At 36.1% G+C, this 19,319-nt stretch carries 15 protein-coding genes and 1 pseudogene; 14 read left to right on the top strand and 2 right to left on the bottom strand.

The genetic code is table 11. The annotated features are described in order from the left end of the window. Positions 1-115 precede the first annotated feature (115 nt). From QUF78_RS16475 to QUF78_RS16450, 6 genes are all read left to right on the top strand, one after another. The gene (locus QUF78_RS16475; RefSeq protein WP_370017067.1) at positions 116-1,459 is read left to right on the top strand and encodes a YfcC family protein; all 1,344 of its coding nucleotides are present in this window, start codon (positions 116-118) and stop codon (positions 1,457-1,459) included. Positions 1,460-1,510: 51 nt separating this feature from the next. After that, positions 1,511-2,689 carry an amidohydrolase gene (locus QUF78_RS16470; protein ID WP_353957915.1) on the top strand — a complete coding sequence of 393 codons (1,179 nt, stop codon included), beginning with the start codon at positions 1,511-1,513 and terminating at the stop codon, positions 2,687-2,689. A gap of 151 nt (positions 2,690-2,840) precedes the next feature. Continuing rightward, a complete protein-coding gene (locus tag QUF78_RS16465; protein ID WP_289315927.1) occupies positions 2,841-3,602 on the top strand; it encodes a dimethylarginine dimethylaminohydrolase family protein in 762 nt (253 codons plus the stop codon). Positions 3,603-3,653: 51 nt separating this feature from the next. Continuing rightward, complete coding sequence (locus QUF78_RS16460; RefSeq protein ID WP_289325520.1) at positions 3,654-5,069, top strand: amino acid permease; 1,416 nt, start codon at positions 3,654-3,656, stop codon at positions 5,067-5,069. A 179-nt stretch (positions 5,070-5,248) separates the two neighbouring features. After that, complete coding sequence (locus tag QUF78_RS16455; RefSeq protein ID WP_289325519.1) at positions 5,249-5,782, top strand: SRPBCC domain-containing protein; 534 nt, start codon at positions 5,249-5,251, stop codon at positions 5,780-5,782. Positions 5,783-5,972: 190 nt separating this feature from the next. Next, complete coding sequence (locus QUF78_RS16450; protein ID WP_289325518.1) at positions 5,973-6,311, top strand: VOC family protein; 339 nt, start codon at positions 5,973-5,975, stop codon at positions 6,309-6,311. Positions 6,312-6,956: 645 nt separating this feature from the next. Here the strand turns inward: QUF78_RS16450 and QUF78_RS27890 are convergent. Together QUF78_RS27890 and QUF78_RS16440 are read right to left on the bottom strand one after the other, a co-directional pair. Then, positions 6,957-7,028, bottom strand: a pseudogene (locus QUF78_RS27890) (Tn3 family transposase); the annotation flags it as partial. Positions 7,029-7,255: 227 nt separating this feature from the next. Further along, positions 7,256-8,251 (bottom strand): LacI family DNA-binding transcriptional regulator, encoded by a 996-nt coding sequence (locus QUF78_RS16440; protein ID WP_289325517.1) that lies wholly within the window; start codon positions 8,249-8,251, stop codon positions 7,256-7,258. Between the two features lie 281 nt (positions 8,252-8,532). On the opposite strand from QUF78_RS16440, the gene QUF78_RS16435 reads away from it, so the two are divergent. From QUF78_RS16435 to QUF78_RS16400, 8 genes are all read left to right on the top strand, one after another. Beyond that, positions 8,533-9,852: a multi antimicrobial extrusion protein MatE gene (locus QUF78_RS16435; RefSeq protein WP_289325516.1), complete on the top strand. Its 1,320-nt coding sequence runs from the start codon at positions 8,533-8,535 to the stop codon at positions 9,850-9,852. Positions 9,853-10,113: 261 nt separating this feature from the next. Continuing rightward, positions 10,114-11,721, top strand: coding sequence for a cache domain-containing sensor histidine kinase (locus QUF78_RS16430; RefSeq protein WP_289325515.1), 1,608 nt, complete (start codon positions 10,114-10,116; stop codon positions 11,719-11,721). 8 nt (positions 11,722-11,729) lie between these two features. Then, on the top strand, positions 11,730-13,301 hold the full coding sequence (locus tag QUF78_RS16425; RefSeq protein WP_289325514.1) for a response regulator transcription factor: 1,572 nt from the start codon (positions 11,730-11,732) through the stop codon (positions 13,299-13,301). A gap of 178 nt (positions 13,302-13,479) precedes the next feature. After that, positions 13,480-14,790: an ABC transporter substrate-binding protein gene (locus QUF78_RS16420; protein WP_289325513.1), complete on the top strand. Its 1,311-nt coding sequence runs from the start codon at positions 13,480-13,482 to the stop codon at positions 14,788-14,790. Positions 14,791-14,986: 196 nt separating this feature from the next. After that, entirely contained in the window at positions 14,987-15,910 is a 924-nt protein-coding gene (locus tag QUF78_RS16415) for a carbohydrate ABC transporter permease (protein ID WP_370017066.1), read from the top strand. Positions 15,911-15,928: 18 nt separating this feature from the next. Further along, the gene (locus QUF78_RS16410; RefSeq protein WP_370015557.1) at positions 15,929-16,777 is read left to right on the top strand and encodes a carbohydrate ABC transporter permease; all 849 of its coding nucleotides are present in this window, start codon (positions 15,929-15,931) and stop codon (positions 16,775-16,777) included. Between the two features lie 27 nt (positions 16,778-16,804). Continuing rightward, positions 16,805-17,926 (top strand): glycoside hydrolase family 88/105 protein, encoded by a 1,122-nt coding sequence (locus QUF78_RS16405; protein ID WP_289325511.1) that lies wholly within the window; start codon positions 16,805-16,807, stop codon positions 17,924-17,926. 37 nt (positions 17,927-17,963) lie between these two features. Continuing rightward, the gene (locus QUF78_RS16400) at positions 17,964-19,259 is read left to right on the top strand and encodes a Gfo/Idh/MocA family protein (RefSeq protein ID WP_289325510.1); all 1,296 of its coding nucleotides are present in this window, start codon (positions 17,964-17,966) and stop codon (positions 19,257-19,259) included. Positions 19,260-19,319 lie beyond the last annotated feature (60 nt).

The raw sequence follows: 19,319 nt of genomic DNA, 5'->3' as shown, positions 1-19,319 counted from the left end.
TTATATGAATGACCTGCCTAATGGTCAAATCACTTCCGAGCCGCTTAATCAGAAAAATAAGCCACTTAACCAGCTAACGGAGTTACCGGAAAAAGGGATAAATCCTTTTGTATTGATGTTTATCGTAATTGTAATAGTGACAGTATTGACCTATATCCTACCTGCAGGCCAATATGAAAGAATCGAAAAAGATGGCCGAAGTGTAGTCGATCCCACTTCTTTTGAATTTGTCGAATCAACACCAGTAGGGTTATTGGAAATGTTCAGCAGCATTCATGCGGGGATGATTGAAGGGGCGTCAATAATCTTGTTCGTCTTTTTGTTTGGCGGGGCTCTCGGAATCATGCAGGCAACAGGAGCCCTTGATTCATTCATTAAATTTGTGGCTGTCCGATTCGGAACAAAAGAGAAATTGCTTATTCCGTTGATGGTATTAATCTTCGCATCATTAGGGACACTGATCGGCTCTGCTGAAGATGCGTTAGTCTATATCGCAATCATTGTTCCGATGACGATTGCATTAGGTTTTGATGCACTTACAGGTTTTGCGATCGTTATCCTTGGTACATTGGCGACTGGATTCATTTCGGGGATTACAAATCCTTTTAATGTAGGGGTTGCCCAAAGCATTGCAGAACTGCCCATGTATTCGGGAATGGGATTGCGCATAGCTCTTCTTGCAGTGTTTTATGTAATTACAGTATTGTACATCTATTTCCATGCAATGAAGGTGAAAAGAAACCCCGAACTGGGGGAGTATGGGAAATTCAGGCGTGAAGATCATGCACATCTTGATAAAAACTTTAAGATGAGTAAGAGACATAGCGCTGCTTTAATTATTTTATTGGTGAATTTCATCCTATTAGTCTATGGAGTCATTAAATTAGGATGGTATATAAGTGAAATTGGAGGCTTGTTTTTATTAAGCGGGATCATCATGGGCATGATTGGAGGCCTGACCCCATCCAAGATGGCCAATGGTTTTATTTCAGGAGCAGGCGATATGGTTTCTGGCGCATTGATAATTGGAATTGCGCAGACAATCTTGGTCATCATTACAAGTGGCGGATTGCTGGATACTATTTTATATTATGCTGCAGGATTGGTTGAGCAGCTTCCTCCCGCCATAAATGCAATCGGAATGTTCATTGTCCAATTATTTCTTAACTTCATTGTTCCATCTGGAAGTGGACAAGCGGCATTGACGATGCCGATTATGGCTCCATTAGCGGATTTAATGGGTGTGACAAGACAAACGGCAGTGCTAGCTTTCCAATTAGGGGATGGGATCTCGAATATGATATTTCCGACTTCTGGAGTGCTGTTGGCTGGACTGGCAGTGGCAGGCATATCATTTACGAAATGGGTAAAATGGGTGTTTCCATTTCTTTTGATTCAGGTTGCGGTAGCGATTATCTTTTTGATCATTGCTCAAAGCATACAGTATGGCCCTTTTTAAAGATTTGAAAAGTCTGAATATTCCAACTAAATGATCAAGGAGGCATTCATGATGAAGACAATACAGGAGACAGTTGTGGATGAAGTGATTTCATGGAGACGTCATTTTCACGAAAATCCGGAGCTCTCATATCAGGAGCACCAGACTTCTGAATTCATCTACAGGAAATTAAAAACCTTTACAGGACTAGAGGTGACGAGACCTACCGAAACGAGCGTATTGGCGGTTCTCAAAGGTGCTAAAAAATCTGCACGAAAATCTAATACCATCACTTTTCGTGCAGATATTGATGCACTCCCGATAGAAGAGGAAGCAGAAGTTGAATATAAATCAAAAAATCCTGGGGTTATGCATGCATGCGGACATGATGCACATGCTGCAATGTTATTAGGTGCTGCTAAAGTCCTCTCTGGGAAAAAAGAAGCGATTAATGGAGAAATCAGGTTTATTTTCCAACACGCTGAGGAGGTTCTGCCAGGGGGAGCTCAGGAATTGGTGAAAAAAGGGGTCATGGAAGGAGTGGATTATGCATTTGCATTGCATGTTACTCCTTATGAAAACACTGGAACGATATGTTTAAGGGAAGGGGTATTCTGTGCAGCAGCTGATGATTTTGAACTTAAAATAATTGGTCAGGGCGGACATGCGTCGACACCGGAATTAACGGTGGACCCGTTAATCATTGGTGCCGAAATTACGACGAATATTCAACATATCGTTTCCAGAAAAATTTCAGCTCTAAGGACACCTGTCATTTCAGTCACTCAGTTCCATTCCGGAAGTGCGCTCAATGTCATACCTGAATATGCAGAAATCGGCGGTACCATTCGTTCATTGGACTCTGATAGCCGAGTGAAAGCAAGGGAGCATCTAGAGCAAATCGTTAAGGGGATTTCAGAAGCGCATGGGGCAAAATGTGAAATTACTTGGTATTTAGGATATCCAGCCGTAGTGAATGATAAAGCTGCCGTTGATATTTCGAGAACGGTCATGGAAGGGATTTTTGAAGAAAATCATATCATCCATGTTGATGATCCAATGTTCGGGACCGAAGATTTTTCAGCTTTTTCCGAAATCGTTCCCTCTTCCATGCAGTTCATAGGCGTCCATAATAATGAGTTTGGAAAAGCTTATCCATTGCACCATCCTAAATTTAAAATCGATGAGAAAGCTTTAGGGTATGGAGTGCGATATTTTGTAGGGATAGCGGATAAATTATGCAGTCAATAAAATGATTGAAGGAAGAGTTTAGTATCTGCTTTGGAATAGTTAAGCGATTGCTAAAGAAAAGGGATAAAAGTCAAATTACATTTAAAGTACGGGAGGTTTATTAACCTCCCAAATCTTAAGAAGATAAGCTACCTATTTAGGAGGAATATATATGTTTAAACATGCGATTGTACGAAAGATTGGAAAAAGTTTTGTAAATGGATTAACAACATCGGATTTAGGAAACCCGGATTATGAAAAAGCGCTTGTACAACACGAGGCTTATGTAGAAGCATTAAAACGCTGCGGTGTGAAAGTGACCGTTCTGGATTCTGATGAAACATACCCTGATTCTACGTTTGTAGAAGATACCGCCGTGTTGACGCCAAAATGTGCCCTTGTAACGAATCCTGGTGCAGAAAGCCGAAATGGTGAGGTTATTGAAATGAAAGAAGTTTTAAAGGGATTTTATGACACAATCGAGTATATTCAATCCCCAGGCATGTTAGATGGCGGAGATGTAATGCAGGTTGAAGATCACTTCTATGTTGGCCTTTCATCGAGAACTAATGAAGCAGGAGCTCTGCAGTTCAAGGATATCATGGGTAAGTATGGTTATGATACGACCATCATTCCCCTTAAGAAATTCTTTCATTTAAAAACGGGTGTCAATTACCTGGGGGACAATAATTTATTAGTGGCCGGAGAATTCATCAATCACGAGGTTTTTTCAAGCTTTAATCAAATAACTGTAAAACAAGAAGAAGAATATTCGGGTAACTGCGTCCGAATGAACGACCATGTTATTGTCCCGAAAGGATTTGAGGGAACAAAGAAAAAAATAGAAGATTTAGGATACACGGTGATTGAAGTGGAAATGTCTGAATTTCAAAAACAAGATGGCGGCCTTAGTTGTCTCTCTTTGAGATTCTAAGATAGTTTGGGAGAAGAAATAGGTTAATAGATAAGATAAGGACGTGATTATATGGGGGATGGACTGGAGAATAATGATCAACTGCAACGCTCAATGAAAAGACGTCATTTATTTATGCTTTCGCTTGGCGGCGTTATTGGTACAGGCCTTTTTTTAAATGCAGGCTATACAATTAACCAAGCAGGGGCAGGAGGCGCCCTGTTGGGATATTTAGCCGGTGGTCTTATTTTGTATATGGTAATGGTTTGTCTGGGTGAGCTAGCCGTTCATATGCCGGTTACAGGTTCTTTCCAAAAATATGCTGCTGAATATATTGGGCCTTCGGCTGGTTTTTCGCTCGGATGGATGTATTTCGTCGGTTCAGCCGCAACTGCAGGAGTTGAATTTACAGCAGCAGGAATATTGATGAAACAATGGTTCCCCGATATTCCTACCTGGATTTGGTGTGCAGTGTTCATAGTGCTTTTATTTACCTTGAATGCATTGACGACAAGAGGTTTTGCAGAGGCGGAATATTGGTTCGCCGGTATAAAAATCGTTGCAGTTATTTTATTTATCTTGATTGGAATCGCGGGCATCTTTGGTTTTGTCTCTTTATCTGATCGTCCAACCCCATTCTTTGAAAACCTGGCTCCTTCCGGTCTTTTTCCAGCAGGGGGCATTACAATTATCTTTGTGACAATGATGAATGTAATATTTTCTTATCAAGGTTCAGAACTGATAGGAATAGCAGCAGGGGAAAGTGAAAAACCTGAAGAGAACATACCAAAAGCCATACGAAATGTCCTTTTTAGAATCATTGTTTTTTACATTGCGTCCATTATTATCCTTTCTGCCATATTCCCTTCTTCAGAATTAGGCTTATTGGAAAGTCCTTTTGTAACTTTAATGAAGATAGCGGGGGTTCCTTATGCAGCAGGGATCATGAATTTCATAATTTTGACAGCCATCCTTTCTGTGGGGAATTCATGTCTTTATGCATCTACACGCTTACTTTGGTCGATGGCCCATGATGGGATGGCACCTAAGCTGTTTGGTATTTTGTCAAATAGGAAAGTGCCGTTGAATGCCCTTCTTTTTACCATATCCTTTTCTCTTCTATCATTATTGACAAGCTTCATTGCTGCGGATACTGTGTTCGTGATACTTATGTCAATAGCAGGTATTTCCGTCACAATTTCATGGATGGGAATTGCTTTATCGCAATATATGTTTCGCAGGAAATTTATAAAAGCGGGAGGGAAAACGGAAGAGTTACAATATAAAGTACCTTTTTATCCATTTGTCCCGTTGTTTTGTTTAGGCTTTTGCTTGCTGATTCTTGTATTCCTTGCTTTTGACCCTACCCAACGAGTAGGACTGTTTTATGGAATAGGATTTTTGGTAGCCTCTATTTTATTCTATAAATTTAAACTGGCTAAGAAAGTAGAGTCAAACACTAACTTTGAAAATGAAAAAATATTGTAATGGAGTTCTATATTGAAGTTCGTATTAAAAGGTCAGCCAGTTTTTATACTGGTTGACCTTTTTTTTATCTTGTAGTTCCTGTCACTAGGATGATTATTTGCTTGAATGGAAGGAAAAGATTGACAATGTGACGAAATAGAAGGAATGATTTATTTCAAAAATAGGAAGGAGGAATTAACATGTCTGAAAACAAAATAACTGACAACATCACAACTAACGTAGAGGGTCGGGATCTCATCATGGAGCGTATATTTGTCGCGCCACGGGACCTTGTTTTTAACGCGTTTTCAAAACCTGAGCAGTTGGCTAGCTGGTGGGGACCGAAGGGATGGCAAACGGAAAATCGAGAGTTTAATTTTAAGCCTGACGGCGTTTGGCATTATTGCATGCGGTGCACAGATGAAAACCAAGGTGAATTTTATGGCCAAGAATCTTGGGGTAAAGCCGTCTATCAAGAAATTATTGTACCGGAGAAGATTGTCTTAACGGATATGTTTTCAGATGAAGAAGGCAACGCAGCCGAAAGTATGCCAGAAACACTGGTAACGATGACGTTTGTTGAACACGAGGGTAGGACAAAGCTGATCATGCATTCTCGATTCAATTCAGTCGAGGGTCTTCAGCAAGTAATGGAAATGGGGATAGTCGAGGGATGTGCTTCACAATTTTCCCGCCTCGACGACCTTCTAAAAAAGCGCCAGCAGATAAGATAATAAGTCAGGAGCTGTATACAACCTCCTGCTTATGAACTAACGAGTGCGATTCTTCTTGAGAAGGATCGCTTTTTCTTATCATGCTAAGGGCAGGATGGCATGTGAAAAATTAACTATCTTAACGAGAGAGTCAAGATAAAAAATAAATGTAATACAATTAAAGAATACCTAAAAAGGAAGGGGTGAAAGAATGAAAATCAATCATTTGAATTTAACTGTTAATGATGTTACAGCTTCATGTGAGTTTTTAGAAACATATTTTGGATTGACATGTGAAGGAAGTCGAGGAGATGGGTTCGCCGCAATGAAAGATGATGATGGTTCCATATTGACTCTAATGAAAGGAAGCAATGTACAATACCCCAAGACTTTTCATGTTGGATTCATACAAGAAAATGAAGAACAAGTTAACAGTATCAATCAACGATTGAAAGATGATGGATTCAAAGTAAAACCTCCACAACACTTACACAGGTATACATTCTACGTAGAAGCGCCTGGAGGATTTAACGTTGAAGTACTGTTTTAACGAGTTACTTGGAGATAGATAATAAACTAAAAGTAGCTTGCTGTTGCTGCGGCAGCTTACTTACGGAATAAAAGGGGCGGCAATAGTTTAACAAGGAATGTTAATAAAAACAAACCGGAGGGGGATATATTTATCTCTCTCCGGTTTGTTTATTGTAGGATGTTTAATTTCTTACCTAGGAAGTTATTTTTACCAAACTCAATATTAAGAATAAGAATCCCACTAATACGACTAATTGGATGCCATGCCCATTCCTGATATAATAACCCACCTACAGCAGTACAAATTCAGGAGCTTCCGGTGCTGCAGACGTAATCCAATATTGACTAATATTATTTTCCCCCAAACCAAAACAATTAAAGCCATAGGTCCAGTGAACTGTCCCATTAAGAATAATAAGATGTAAACGGCCCCTAATGCGAAATGAATGCCATGGTAAAGTTTGATGCAAATATGGAGGCAATGTTACCAAGAACGAAAACACCAAGTACAAATAATTACTGCCTTCTTGCGATTTATACCCGAGACCAATAACGGGAAAGTTTACCTAGATATAGCGTCAGCTAGTGCAAAGAGACCCACTAGAAACCCCGCTTTGAATACACTGACGTGAAAGTGATCAGCAATTAAAGCAGACAGGTATCAAAGGTGAGGTGCAAACCGAAAATGAAGTAGATGGCTCAGTCCAAAAACTTGATTAGTAAAACCAGCAGTGTCTGCAATAGCTACACTTCTTATAGGATTTTAAGTTTCAATAATAGCAGACGAAAATAAATCAGTATGATTGGGATGAAAAGTACACGTATTATTTAGTTGATCAACTTAGAAGAGGGATTAATATTATTGACGAATAATGTTATTAGATAGAAAAAATGGGAAATTCAACTAGTTTATTAGAGTTTTAATAAGGATGACTATCTAGAAAAAAAGGATTTTATGTTAGTTCAATCCTTTTTTACTTGGGCACATGAGATTCTCTCTTTTAATTCAGGCTTAAGCTTTTGAATAAGTGGGACGGAATTAGGGTTTTGAATTTGTTGAAAAAGAGAGTCCGTTATTTTTTTTGCTAGAATTTCTACTGGTACACCAATACTTGTTAATGGAGTTTCTAGGTCTCCCATTTTTGGAATGTTGTCATAGCCAATAATAGAAATATCTTTTGGAATGATTAAGTTATTTTCCATTACAGCCCGGATAATCCCACCACTAATATCATAACTACCACCTATAATGGCAGAAGGGATTTCGGAAGACTGTAGTAGACGATTTGTTGCCCTATAACCACTTTGCCAATCAAGGCCACCAGTATTTATAAGTGATTGACCTATAATTTGTAAATTAAATTGTTTCATTGCTTCTAAAAAACCCGCATACTTTTCTGTTTGACGTGAATCATTTAGTGAAAAATCACCAATATATGAAATATCCTTGTGTCCTAATTTATATAGATACTCAACGGCAAGATACATGGCTTTTTTATAGTTTACATCTATATAAGGTATAGTGGTTTGATTATTACAATGCCCATAAGATATGATAGGGATTTTTGAAGATAATAAGTAGTCTATTTGGTTATCGTTTTCCTCAAAAATAATGATTCCATCCACTTGAAACCGTTTAAATTTTTCAACTGCTGATTTGGTGGAATTGATTGATAAAATCATGGAATAGTCATTTTTTTCAATTTCAGCATTAATTTTTGTAACAAGTGTTGATAATGCAATTCTTTCTATAGAAGGCCAAACTAAACCAATTATTTTCGTTTCCTTTGAAACTAGTCTTCGAGCTGCAAAATTAGGTTCATATCCCATTTCTTCAGCAATTTTCAATATTTTTAATTTTGTTTCAAGTTTAACAAGTGGGCTATTATTTAATGCTTTTGAAACAGTAGAAAAACTAACTCCTGAAACATTGGCTATATCTTTAATAGTAGTTCCCAAATAATGATTCCCCCCCAAAAAATAACCAGAAATAATAACATTGTTATTAATGATAAGGAAAAACCTTGTGAATAACAAGATAACCATGACTAAATAATTAAGATCATAAAAACTAATAAGTTAAAAAGGATAAAATCATTTAGAAAGTGTATGGAAATTAATAATTCTGATTTTTGCAAAAAAAGTATTTGTTGTTTTACTTATAGTCATGTATTGTTAATAACAACGTTGTTATTTTGTGTTTGAATAACCAATATTATAGAGAAAAGAGGTAATTTGCGTTGAAAAGCTTAAATAGCCAGGTTTCCTATAAGCAGCTTAGTGCTTTTTTTATCCCATTGGGATTTTCTGCCAGCTTAACATCTATAACACACCTCATTATTAATGGTACTTTAACACGCACAGAAGATGCCGCCTTTATTATTGCTTGTTATGCAGTAGCTTTTTCTCTTTTCCAAATTGTTGAAAGACCGATTATTGTGTTTAGACAAACAAGTTCAGCTTTAGTAAATGACAAACAATCTTTTAAACTTCTTGCTGTATTTTTTATGTATGTAATTGGAATCGTTCTATTGTTTTGTTCTATATTGGCATTTAGCAGGATAGGCGACTGGATGTATGTCCATTTATTTAATGCAGATGAAAATATGGTTCACACTATTTCACAAACCTTTAAAATTATCATTCTCGTATTAATATTTTCCGGGATACGTGGTATTTATCAAGGGATTATTATCAATCATCTTGAAACAAAGTGGATTACGATTGGGGTAATTGTAAGATTAGTTACCATGTTTGTTATCTCTTTTTTGTTAGTTAAGGTTGATTATGTAACGAGTGTTGCAGGAGCGGTTATTTTCTTAGCAGGGATGATCATTGAATGTCTCATTAGCGTATGGAAGGGCCATTTCCTTATTAAGGAATATCCGAGTACAACCGAATCCTCTAATTTACGAAAGTCTGATATCGTATATTTTTATACTCCATTGGTATTTTATTTCATTTTTCAAACGATGATGATTCCAATTGTTTATGTTTTTTTGGCAAAATCCGAAAATATTCAAATGGGAATCGCTTCCTTTGCTCTTGCACTTAGTATCACGAACATGACTTTAAGTTTTTTTATGTATACACACCAGATTGTTTTGCAATTTTATGAAAAAAATAAAAAGAAAGTAATTAATTTTACTTTATTAATAGGTCTTACTCCCTCTATCTTACTTACAGTATTGTGCTTTTCACCATTAGGCAGTTGGTTTATGAAGGTTGCTATGGGGGCAGATCAAGTCTTAGCGGCAACAACAATTGGAGTTCTGAAATTCTTTATATTAAAAACGCTGGTTTTTCCAATTGTAGACTTTCTTAATGGATTTCTTATGCTTCAAAGAAAGACAAAGCGTATGGTACTTTCTCAAGTAGTAAATCTAATAACGGTCATAATCAGTCTAGCTATCTTTCTATACTTCTTCCCAGAGTGGAATGGTATTAACGGGGCAATTGCTGCTTCATTAGGTGAAGTTGCAGGATTAGCTGTAGTATTTTCAATTGTTTATAAATTGAGCAATAAAAATATCAAACAAAAGAAAAGAAAAGGTGCATAGGGATAGGATGTTAATTTTTACATAGCCTTCTGTTTTATTGAATAGGAAATTAAATAGTGACCTTATACCATTGAAAAAGAGAAATTATGCAGTTATTATCGTAATATTAAGAAAAGTAGTAAAAATTGAGGATTGATTATAATGAATATGAAATACTTTTTTTTTCACTTTAAAATAAAGGATAAGATATTTTCCATTATGTTGTTGTTATTAGTCGTATTTTGTTTGATAGGAATAATCGCATTTCATTATTTTTCAAGGATGTATGAAGAGCAAATTTACAAAGAATCAGCAAAAACCCTTCAATTATCTTCAGCTGTTTTAGATAATGAATTAAAAAAGATGGAACAACTATCCTTTCAGATTAGTACTGATAATTTTGTTCAAAACTCATTGAAGCAAATAATTAAGAACCCAAAAGTATTTGAAACCTATAGAACAAAAGACAAATTAATAGAGGGATTAGTTTCATTCGCAACCCAAGAAAGATATATATCTTCCCTTCAGATTATAGATAATCAGGGAGGAACCTACATAGCCGGGTATAATACAAAAATAAAACACAATGCAGAGGAAATTGTTCCCCTTGCCCTTTCGAAAAAAGGGACGAATGTATGGGATGGAATGGAAAATCAAAATAAGTTAACAGCAGCAAGAATGATCAGAGATAAAAAAAATATAAGTCTAGAATTGCTAGGAACATTAATGATAACCATCGATATGGATAACCTCATTCGAGGGAGTTTAAAAATCCCCTCCGATAACGGTTTTGTCATTGTTAAAGACAATGAAATCGTTTATAGGAGTGATTTGAACGAATTAAAAAAACATAGTTTTCCGAAAGGGAGAAATGAAAGCGGTTACGAAATTATGGATATTGAAGGGAAAGACTATTTAGTGGCATTTCAAGATTCGGAGTTTTCTAATTTAACATACTACCACTTTCTTCCTTATGACACTATTACTGAGCAAACTACTATTATCAAACACTGGATGGTTCTGTATTTATTTTTTATGATATTGTTTACGATTTTCTTGAGCAGAAGAGCTGCAAGTGCTTTATCTAAACCTCTAGAAGGATTAACCGAAAAAATGAAACAAGTCCAAAAAGGAAGATTTGAACCATCAGTATTTAGGGAAGGAAAGTATTCGAATGATGAAGTGGGACAATTACATAAAGATTTTCAAACGATGATCAATAAAATAAATGTTTTAATTAAAGAAAATTATGAAAAACAATTGATGATAAAGGAAACAGAGTATAAGGCATTGCAAGCACAAATAAATCCTCACTTTTTATACAACACCTTAGACTCTATTAACTGGATTGCAAAAATCAATAAACAACCCAAAATCTATATTATGGTTGAAGCATTAGGGAATATGATGAGAAATATCATTAGTAAAAAGGCCCCGCTTATTTCTATTAAAGAAGAACTGCAGATTGTTGAAAACTATATTACCATACAAAAATATCGATATCAGGAACGACTTCATTTCACTTTAAATAGCTTGACCGATATTGAACATTATCTTATTCCTAAACTGTCCATTCAACCCATTGTTGAAAACGCTATTCAGCATGGGGTGGAGGAATCCGAATCCGGATGTAGTATAACAGTCGATATTTATACTTTAGATAATGAAGATCTTCATATTGTTGTAGAAGATAATGGCCCAGGAATGAATCAGGGGACTATTACGTCTATCTTTAAGGGAGAAATTAAGCCAAAGGGCACCGGAATAGGATTACGAAATATCAATGATAGAATTAAACTCATGTTTGGCAGTTCTTATGGAATACAAATGGAAAGTGAGAAAGGGAAAGGTACGAGGGTCATTATCACATTACCATGTAGGATGGGGTGAAACATATCATGTATAAGGTACTGATAGCAGATGATGAAATTAATATCCTAGAGGGGATAGCGTCTCTTGTAAATTGGGAGAATTGTGGGGCAACTCTTATAAAAAAAGCACACAATGGACGGATTGCTTTTGATTTCATCCAGGAAAATCCTCCTGATATTGTGATTTCAGATATTAAAATGCCAGGGCTGAGTGGAGTTGAACTAATTGAAAAAGTTCACTCTATTTTTCCGCATATTAAATTTATTATCCTCTCAGGTTATGACGAATTTGAATATGCGAAAAAGGTCATGCAATACAATGTCAAGTACTATTTACTTAAACCGAGCAATGAATCAAAAATTGAAGAAGCACTAAAAAATGTTATAGATGAATTAAACAAAGAAAAAGAAAAGGAACAGGTGGTAACAAGTATAAAAAAAAGCCTGCAAGATGTAATGCCTAAAGCGAAAGAGCAATTCCTTAAGGAGTTTATTACAAATAAAAAATGTGGGATACCTGAATGGGAGTACTTCAGCCAATTATTTGAAATTAAAGTAACATCACAGAAATTCAAATTAGTTATTTTAGAGATTGATGAGGATGAAGGTCATGATTTCGAGAAAATTTTTGCCTTAAAGGAGATTGCTGTTGATCGTTTAAATAACAACTATACCATCCAACTTTGTACAATAATTGGTGAAAGAATTGTCATTTTGTGTGAAAGCTGTCCAAATCAAATACTGATAGAAAAAATTAAGAACGTAAAAGAAGTGTTTTCAACTATCTATAAATTGGAATTCACTACGGGCATAAGTAATGTTGGAAGTATTTATCAACTGCGAAGGCTTTACCACGAGGTTATCGATTGTCTATCACAGCGTTTTTATTTAGGAAATGGAAGTATTATAACAGTTAATGACTTGCATAAAGAAAAATCATATTTTGATAATATTCTATTGCTTGATCACGAGGATTTTATTTTTTCAATTAGAAGTGGGAATATTTCAGAGGTTAAACAATATTTAAATCAATTCTTTGAATATTTCAAAAAGGAAAAATATGATATTAACTTGGTGAAATCACATTGTATAGAGATTAATATGAGCATCATAAGACAAGCAAAAAGAGAAATGATTGATGAACTGTTTCAACGAATCATTTATTTCAAAGACTTTTCGAATTTAGGCCAGTATAAAGATTTTATTGAAAGCATATGCGTAGAGATTGCACAAAATAATTATGATCACACCAAGGAAACACAAAGTGATGTCATACGAAAAGTGATAGAATATGTAGAAAAGAACATATCTGACGAGTCCATATCATTATCCAAGATTGCAAATGATGTTTTTTATATGAATCCAGATTATTTAGGAAAGCTTTTCAAGAAGGAGACAGGAGAAAAATTTTCTAGCTATCTGGTTAATCGAAGAGTGGAAAAAGCAATTGAAATAATAGGAAGCCAAGAAGAAGTTAAAATGATTACGGTGGCTGAAGAAGTTGGATTTGGGAATAATCCGGGGTATTTTAGCAAACTATTTAAAAAACAAACGGGGTTTACACCTTCAGAATATAAAAGTAATTTGCTCCTAAGTTAGCTTGTTGAGTTGTAAAATAACTCAACAGTTTTTTTTTGTCAGAAAAATCAAAAGACCACTGATTTTTTCACATAGATATCTGAAAATTCTATTTTTTAGAAAACTCAGTTAATTTATTATTAATTTAGAAAGCGTTTTCAATAAAGCTTTCGAAATGAATAGGGAGGTTGGTTCCAGGATGAAAAAGAAAAATCTTTTATTTGTACTAATGATTATTTTTACAATAGTGCTCAGTGCTTGTTCAGGAAACAAAGCTTCAAATGATGCAGGTAATGAAAAAGAAAATCAGAAAGAAGATGGGTCTGAAAAGATTACCTTAAGAATGTCATGGTGGGGTTCTCAAAGTAGACATGACCAGACACAAGCTATTATTGATCTTTATGAGCAAGAAAATCCTAACGTTAACATTGTGCCAGAGTTTACAGGGTTTGATGGATATTTCGAAAAGATGGCTGCACAAGCCGCCGGGAACAACCTACCTGATATTATGCAACAAAATTTTGGTGAGTATTTAAATCAATATGCTGATAAAGGGCTATTGGCTGACCTTTCAGAATTTGTGGGAAATGGGACGATTGATGTAAAAGGTGTAAGTGAAACGATCATGGAATCCGGTACACAGGAAGGAAAGATTATAGGAATTCCAACTGGAGCCAACGCGCTGGCAGCTATTTATGATAAAGAAATGCTTGAAAAGGCAGGGACGGCACTTCCAGATGCAAATTGGACATGGGAGGATTTCTTGACCGCTGCAAACAAGGTTCACAGTGAATTAGATACTTATGGTACAAGACTTTTAGAGCCAGGAAATCATTTTGAATATTATTTAAGAGAAAAAGGCTTCAAGTTATTTAATGAAGATGGAACAGGCTTAGGATATGATGATGACCAACTATTGGTTGACTTTATGGAAATGAATAAAACGTTAGTAGATTCTGGTGCAGCACCAGGATATGATGTGATTCAACAAATTAAGGGAGTTGAAGACGAACTTATCGTCCATGGGAAAGCTGCATTTGACTTCCGTTGGTCCAACCAAGTTGGAGCGCTTACGAGTGCTGCTGGTAAACAATTGGAATTAACACTTCTTCCTGGTAAGGGAAATGCACAAGGAATGTTTTTAAAACCTGCCATGCTATGGTCCATTCCAGAATCATCCAAGCATAAAGAAGAAGCTGCTAAATTCATCAACTTCTTTGTAAACAATATTAAAGTTTATGAAATTGGTGGTTCAGACCGAGGAGTTCCCCTGAAGCAAGAAATTAGAGACGCAATGGCATCTAACTTAAGTGAAACAGAAAAGAAAATATTTGATTACATTGCATTAGTTACTGAAAATAGCTCTCCAATTGATAACTTCCCATCTGCATCTGCTGAAGTATTACAAGCATTGGCAGACATTGATGAGTTAGTTATTTATGGGGAAATGACTCCTAAAGAAGGTGCTAAGAAATTTAGAAAACAAGCGAAAGAGATTTTAAGCCGATAAGGAACAAAGAGGTCCTGGTCTCCATCTTCTTTCAGACCTCTTTTTCTACAATACTCACTCACTTCTATTAAAAATTAAACTAGCAGTACTTAGGTGCAACCTTTAAACGACTATATTTAATAAGAAAGAGATGAGGGTTATGATACCAAAAAAATCTGAACAGCATGACTCAGTTGTACATTTTCCAAACAAGAAAATTACTTATAATCCAGTGAAGATTTTAAAGTCCAGAAAGAAAAAATCGGGTTATGAAAATTTAACTGGTTATCTTTTTATCTCACCTTTCCTCATTGGATTAATGTGTTTAACACTCTATCCAGTTCTTTACTCTTTATATTTGTCTTTTACGGAATATGATTTGTTAGGAACACCCACTTGGACTGGTCTTGATAACTATCAACGTATGTTCACCAATGATGCGATGTTTTGGACTTCGATGAAGACTACATTCTTTTATGCAGGAGTTGCTGTACCTATTCGACTTGTTTTTGCCTTACTAGTGGCACTTGCACTAAATAAGATTACAGAAATGGTTGGATTGTATAGAACAATGTTGTACTTACCATCAGTAGTAGGTGGAAGTATTGCGATCTCTATCATGTGGAGACAGTTATTCGGAAATGACGGAGCTTTTAACTCCATATTAGATACATTAGGACTTCCGACTCATTCTTGGTTAGGTGACCCAGGTACGGCCATTTGGACTCTTATCGTTTTATATGGCTGGCAATTTGGCTCTTCCATGTTGATCTTTTTAGCTGGATTGCGAAATATTCCAAAAACATATTACGAAGCATCTAGTGTGGATGGGGCACGTCCCATCCAGCAATTTTTCAAGATTACATTACCTTTATTGACCCCGGTTATTCTATTTAATACTGTTATGCAGGTAATCAATGGTTTTATGGCATTTACACCAAGCTTTATCGTAACAAATGGGGGACCTATGAATAGTACAGTGTTGTTTGTTCTTTATATGTATAGAAGGGCATTTGAATTTTTCGAAATGGGCTATGGATCGGCAATGGCTTGGGTAATGTTAGTTATCATTGCTCTCCTTACTGCATTCATATTCAAAAGTTCAGATAAGTGGGTCCATTACGAAGGTGAACAAAAATAAAATAAGGAGGGTATGTTTATGAATACACAAAGTAAAAAGAAATTAAAAAAAGTTACACAACATGTCACGATGATACTCTTTACCTTACTCATGCTCTATCCTCTTGCTTGGCTGGTTGGCAGTTCTCTTAAAGAAAGTTCAACAGTCTTTGTTGAAGCACATAAAATTATTCCAGATGCATTTCACTTTGAGAACTATATTGAAGGTTGGAAAGGGTTTGGCGGAATTACGTTTACAACCTTTTTTACAAACTCGTTAGTTATTGTAATAATTTCCACAATCGGTAGTGTCCTTTCTTCTACTCTTATTGCATACGGCTTCGCACGTATTAATTTTGTTGGAAAAAAACTCTGGTTTGTTTGTATGATGCTTACCATGATGCTTCCATATGAAATGGTAATGATACCTCAATATATCATGTTTAATGGTTTTGGATGGATTGACACCTATTTGCCGCTTATATTACCAACATTTTTTGGTGCACCATTTTTTATCTTTTTAATCATTCAATTTATCCGTACGATTCCAACGGAGTTAGATCAAGCTGCAAAAATTGATGGATGCGGTACATTTGGAATATTTTTTAGGATTATATGCCCATTAGTGGTACCTGCTATGATGACTGCGGCGATTTTCTCATTCTATTGGCGTTGGGACGATTTCATGGGTCCACTGCTTTATTTAACAACACCTGAGAAATACCCAGTATCATTGGCCTTAAAATTATTTTCTGATCCAAACTCTGTAACGAACTGGGGTGCAATGTTTGCAATGTCAACCATTAGCCTTATCCCAGTATTCATTATCTTCTTTATATTCCAACGTTATATCGTTGACGGGATTAGTACAAGTGGTTTGAAATCTTAAAATAGGAAACAAAGGAGAGGCTCAATAATGGTGATAGTGAACAAGAGTGATAGACAAAAACAACTTCAAACCCCTTTGGACTGGGGGAAGGCGGCCTGTGATTCATTAATAGCAACATATACACCAGCACAACTTCCACCCGAAAATAGATGGCATTACCACCAAGGGGTATTTTTATATAGTATGTTGCAGCTTAATGAAATCATTGGCAGGGAAGATTACTTCCACTATATAAAAGGATACGTGGACAACATTATTGATGAGGATGGAAACTTTTATTTTAATCGTGAAGAGTTAGATGCTATTCAGGCTGGGCTATTACTATTTACATTAGACAAAGAAACCAATGATCCAAGATATAAAATTGCTGCAACAAAGTTGAAAAATATGTTTACAACATTTAATAGAACATCTGATGGAGGCATTTGGCACAAGGATAAATACCCGTATCAAATGTGGTTGGATGGCTTGTATATGGGTGGTGTATTTGCCATGAATTACGGAAAAGAGTATGGTGCACCAGAATTACTAGAAATGGTGATTGAACAAGAAAGATTAATGAGAAAACATACGAGGGATGAAAAGACTGGTTTGTTCTATCATGCCTGGGATGAGAAAAGACAGCAGTCATGGGCTGACCCAGATACTGGAAAGTCACCTGAGTTTTGGGGAAGAGCAATCGGCTGGTATGGTATTACATTTAATGAGATTTTAGCATTCTTGCCAAAAGAACATCCTTCACGACCAGAAATTGTAAAAGCGTTACAGGATCTCATTACAGGACTTGTTCAATTCCAAGATGAAGATACTGGGCTTTGGCATCAAGTAGTCGACAAAGGTCATGACATCAATAATTGGCTGGAAACCTCTTGTGCAGCATTATTTGTTTATACCATTGCTCGTGCCATAAATGATGGTCATACGGATGAAAGGTTTAAAGAGTTTGCTATTAAAGGATATAGAGGTTTGTTAGATCGAATGGAGTTTAATGACAATGGATTGTTTTTAATGCCTGAAATTTGTATCGGTACAGGAGTAGGGGATTATCAGCATTATTTAGATCGCCCAACCTGTGAAAATGATTTGCATGGTGTTGGTTCTTTTATTCTAGCGTGTATAGAAATGCAAAGATTATTGCCTAAGCTGTAAAAAGGGATAATTTCAAATTAAGAATGGGGTGTAAATCATGAAAAAGTTTGCAGTTTGTGGTGTAAGTAAAAGAGCAAACGGGATGTTTATTAAACCGATTCTTGAAAAATTCTCCAAAACCAGTCAACTAGTTGCTTTACTAGACAAGGACCCAAAACGATTCAACGTTTGTAAGGAAGAGTTTCCGCAAATTCATGATGTACTAGAGTATTGTGATAATGAATTTGAAAAAATGGTATATGAAACAAAGCCTGATGTCATTATTGTTACGGGTAGAGATGATACACATGTTGAATATATTTTGAAGGCGTTACAACATGATTTAGATGTTATCACTGAAAAGCCAATGGCTACGACAGCAGCTGACTGTAAAAGAATACTAGAAGCAGAAGAGGATAGTAAAGGGAAAGTTACGGTTACATTTAATTACCGTTACAGTCCGTTCCACACAAAATTGAAGGAATTAATCCTTGAAGGGAAAGTGGGGCGGATTACTTCGGTTGATTTAAATTGGTATATTGATACCTACCATGGCTCTAGTTATTTCCAACGCTGGAATCGAAATAGGGAATTTTCCGGGGGCCTTTCCATTCATAAAAGCTCACATCATTTTGATTTAGTGAACTGGTGGCTTGATCAAAAACCTGTTGAAGTATTTTCCTTTGGTGCTCTCAATTACTATGGAAATAAAAGTGAGCATAATCCTGAAGAAGAAGACGGACGCTATTGTGTTACTTGTAACCAAAAGAGTCAATGCTCCTATTATAGTCGATGGAATTCAAGAAGCAATAGCTTAAACGTTCAAGACGATCATATCGATTCCGACGCCCGTCGAAGGAATGCGTATACGAATTACCGAACAGATCAATGTATCTTTGATTCAGATATTGAAATTGAAGACACTTATACTGCAACTATCAAATATGATAAAGGCGCCCTATTAAGTTATTCTATCAATTTCTCTTTACCATATGAAGGATACCGGTTAGCTATTAATGGTACAAAAGGACGTCTCGAAACGACAGAGTTTCATGCACCAGCCCGTGTTCCTTTTCCAGTCCCTGAGCAGACAATCGAGTATTTTCCACTCTTTGGTTCTAAAGAGACGATTCATGTTTTGAAAAGAGAAGGCGGACATGGTGGAGGAGATCCAGTTATTCAGGAAGATATTTTTCTGGGTGAAGATCCAACAAGACCTTACCCAATTCTTTCAGGAAGTGTAGATGGAGCCTATGCTGTTGCAACAGGTGAGGCTGTCTGGCGTTCTTCTAAAGAAAATAGGCCTATTTATATTGAAGAAATATTAAATGCCCCAAAAGTGAAAAATTCATAGAAAACTAAGTTCTGCAAAAGAGAGAGGCCTATTGGCTTCTCTGCAGAACTAAAATACGAT

It is taken from the genome of Peribacillus sp. ACCC06369 (assembly GCF_030348945.1).
Classification (GTDB): Bacteria; Bacillota; Bacilli; order Bacillales; family DSM-1321; genus Peribacillus.
The sequence above is the reverse complement of the archived record's forward strand: the minus strand, read 5'-3'. Positions and strand labels throughout refer to the sequence as shown.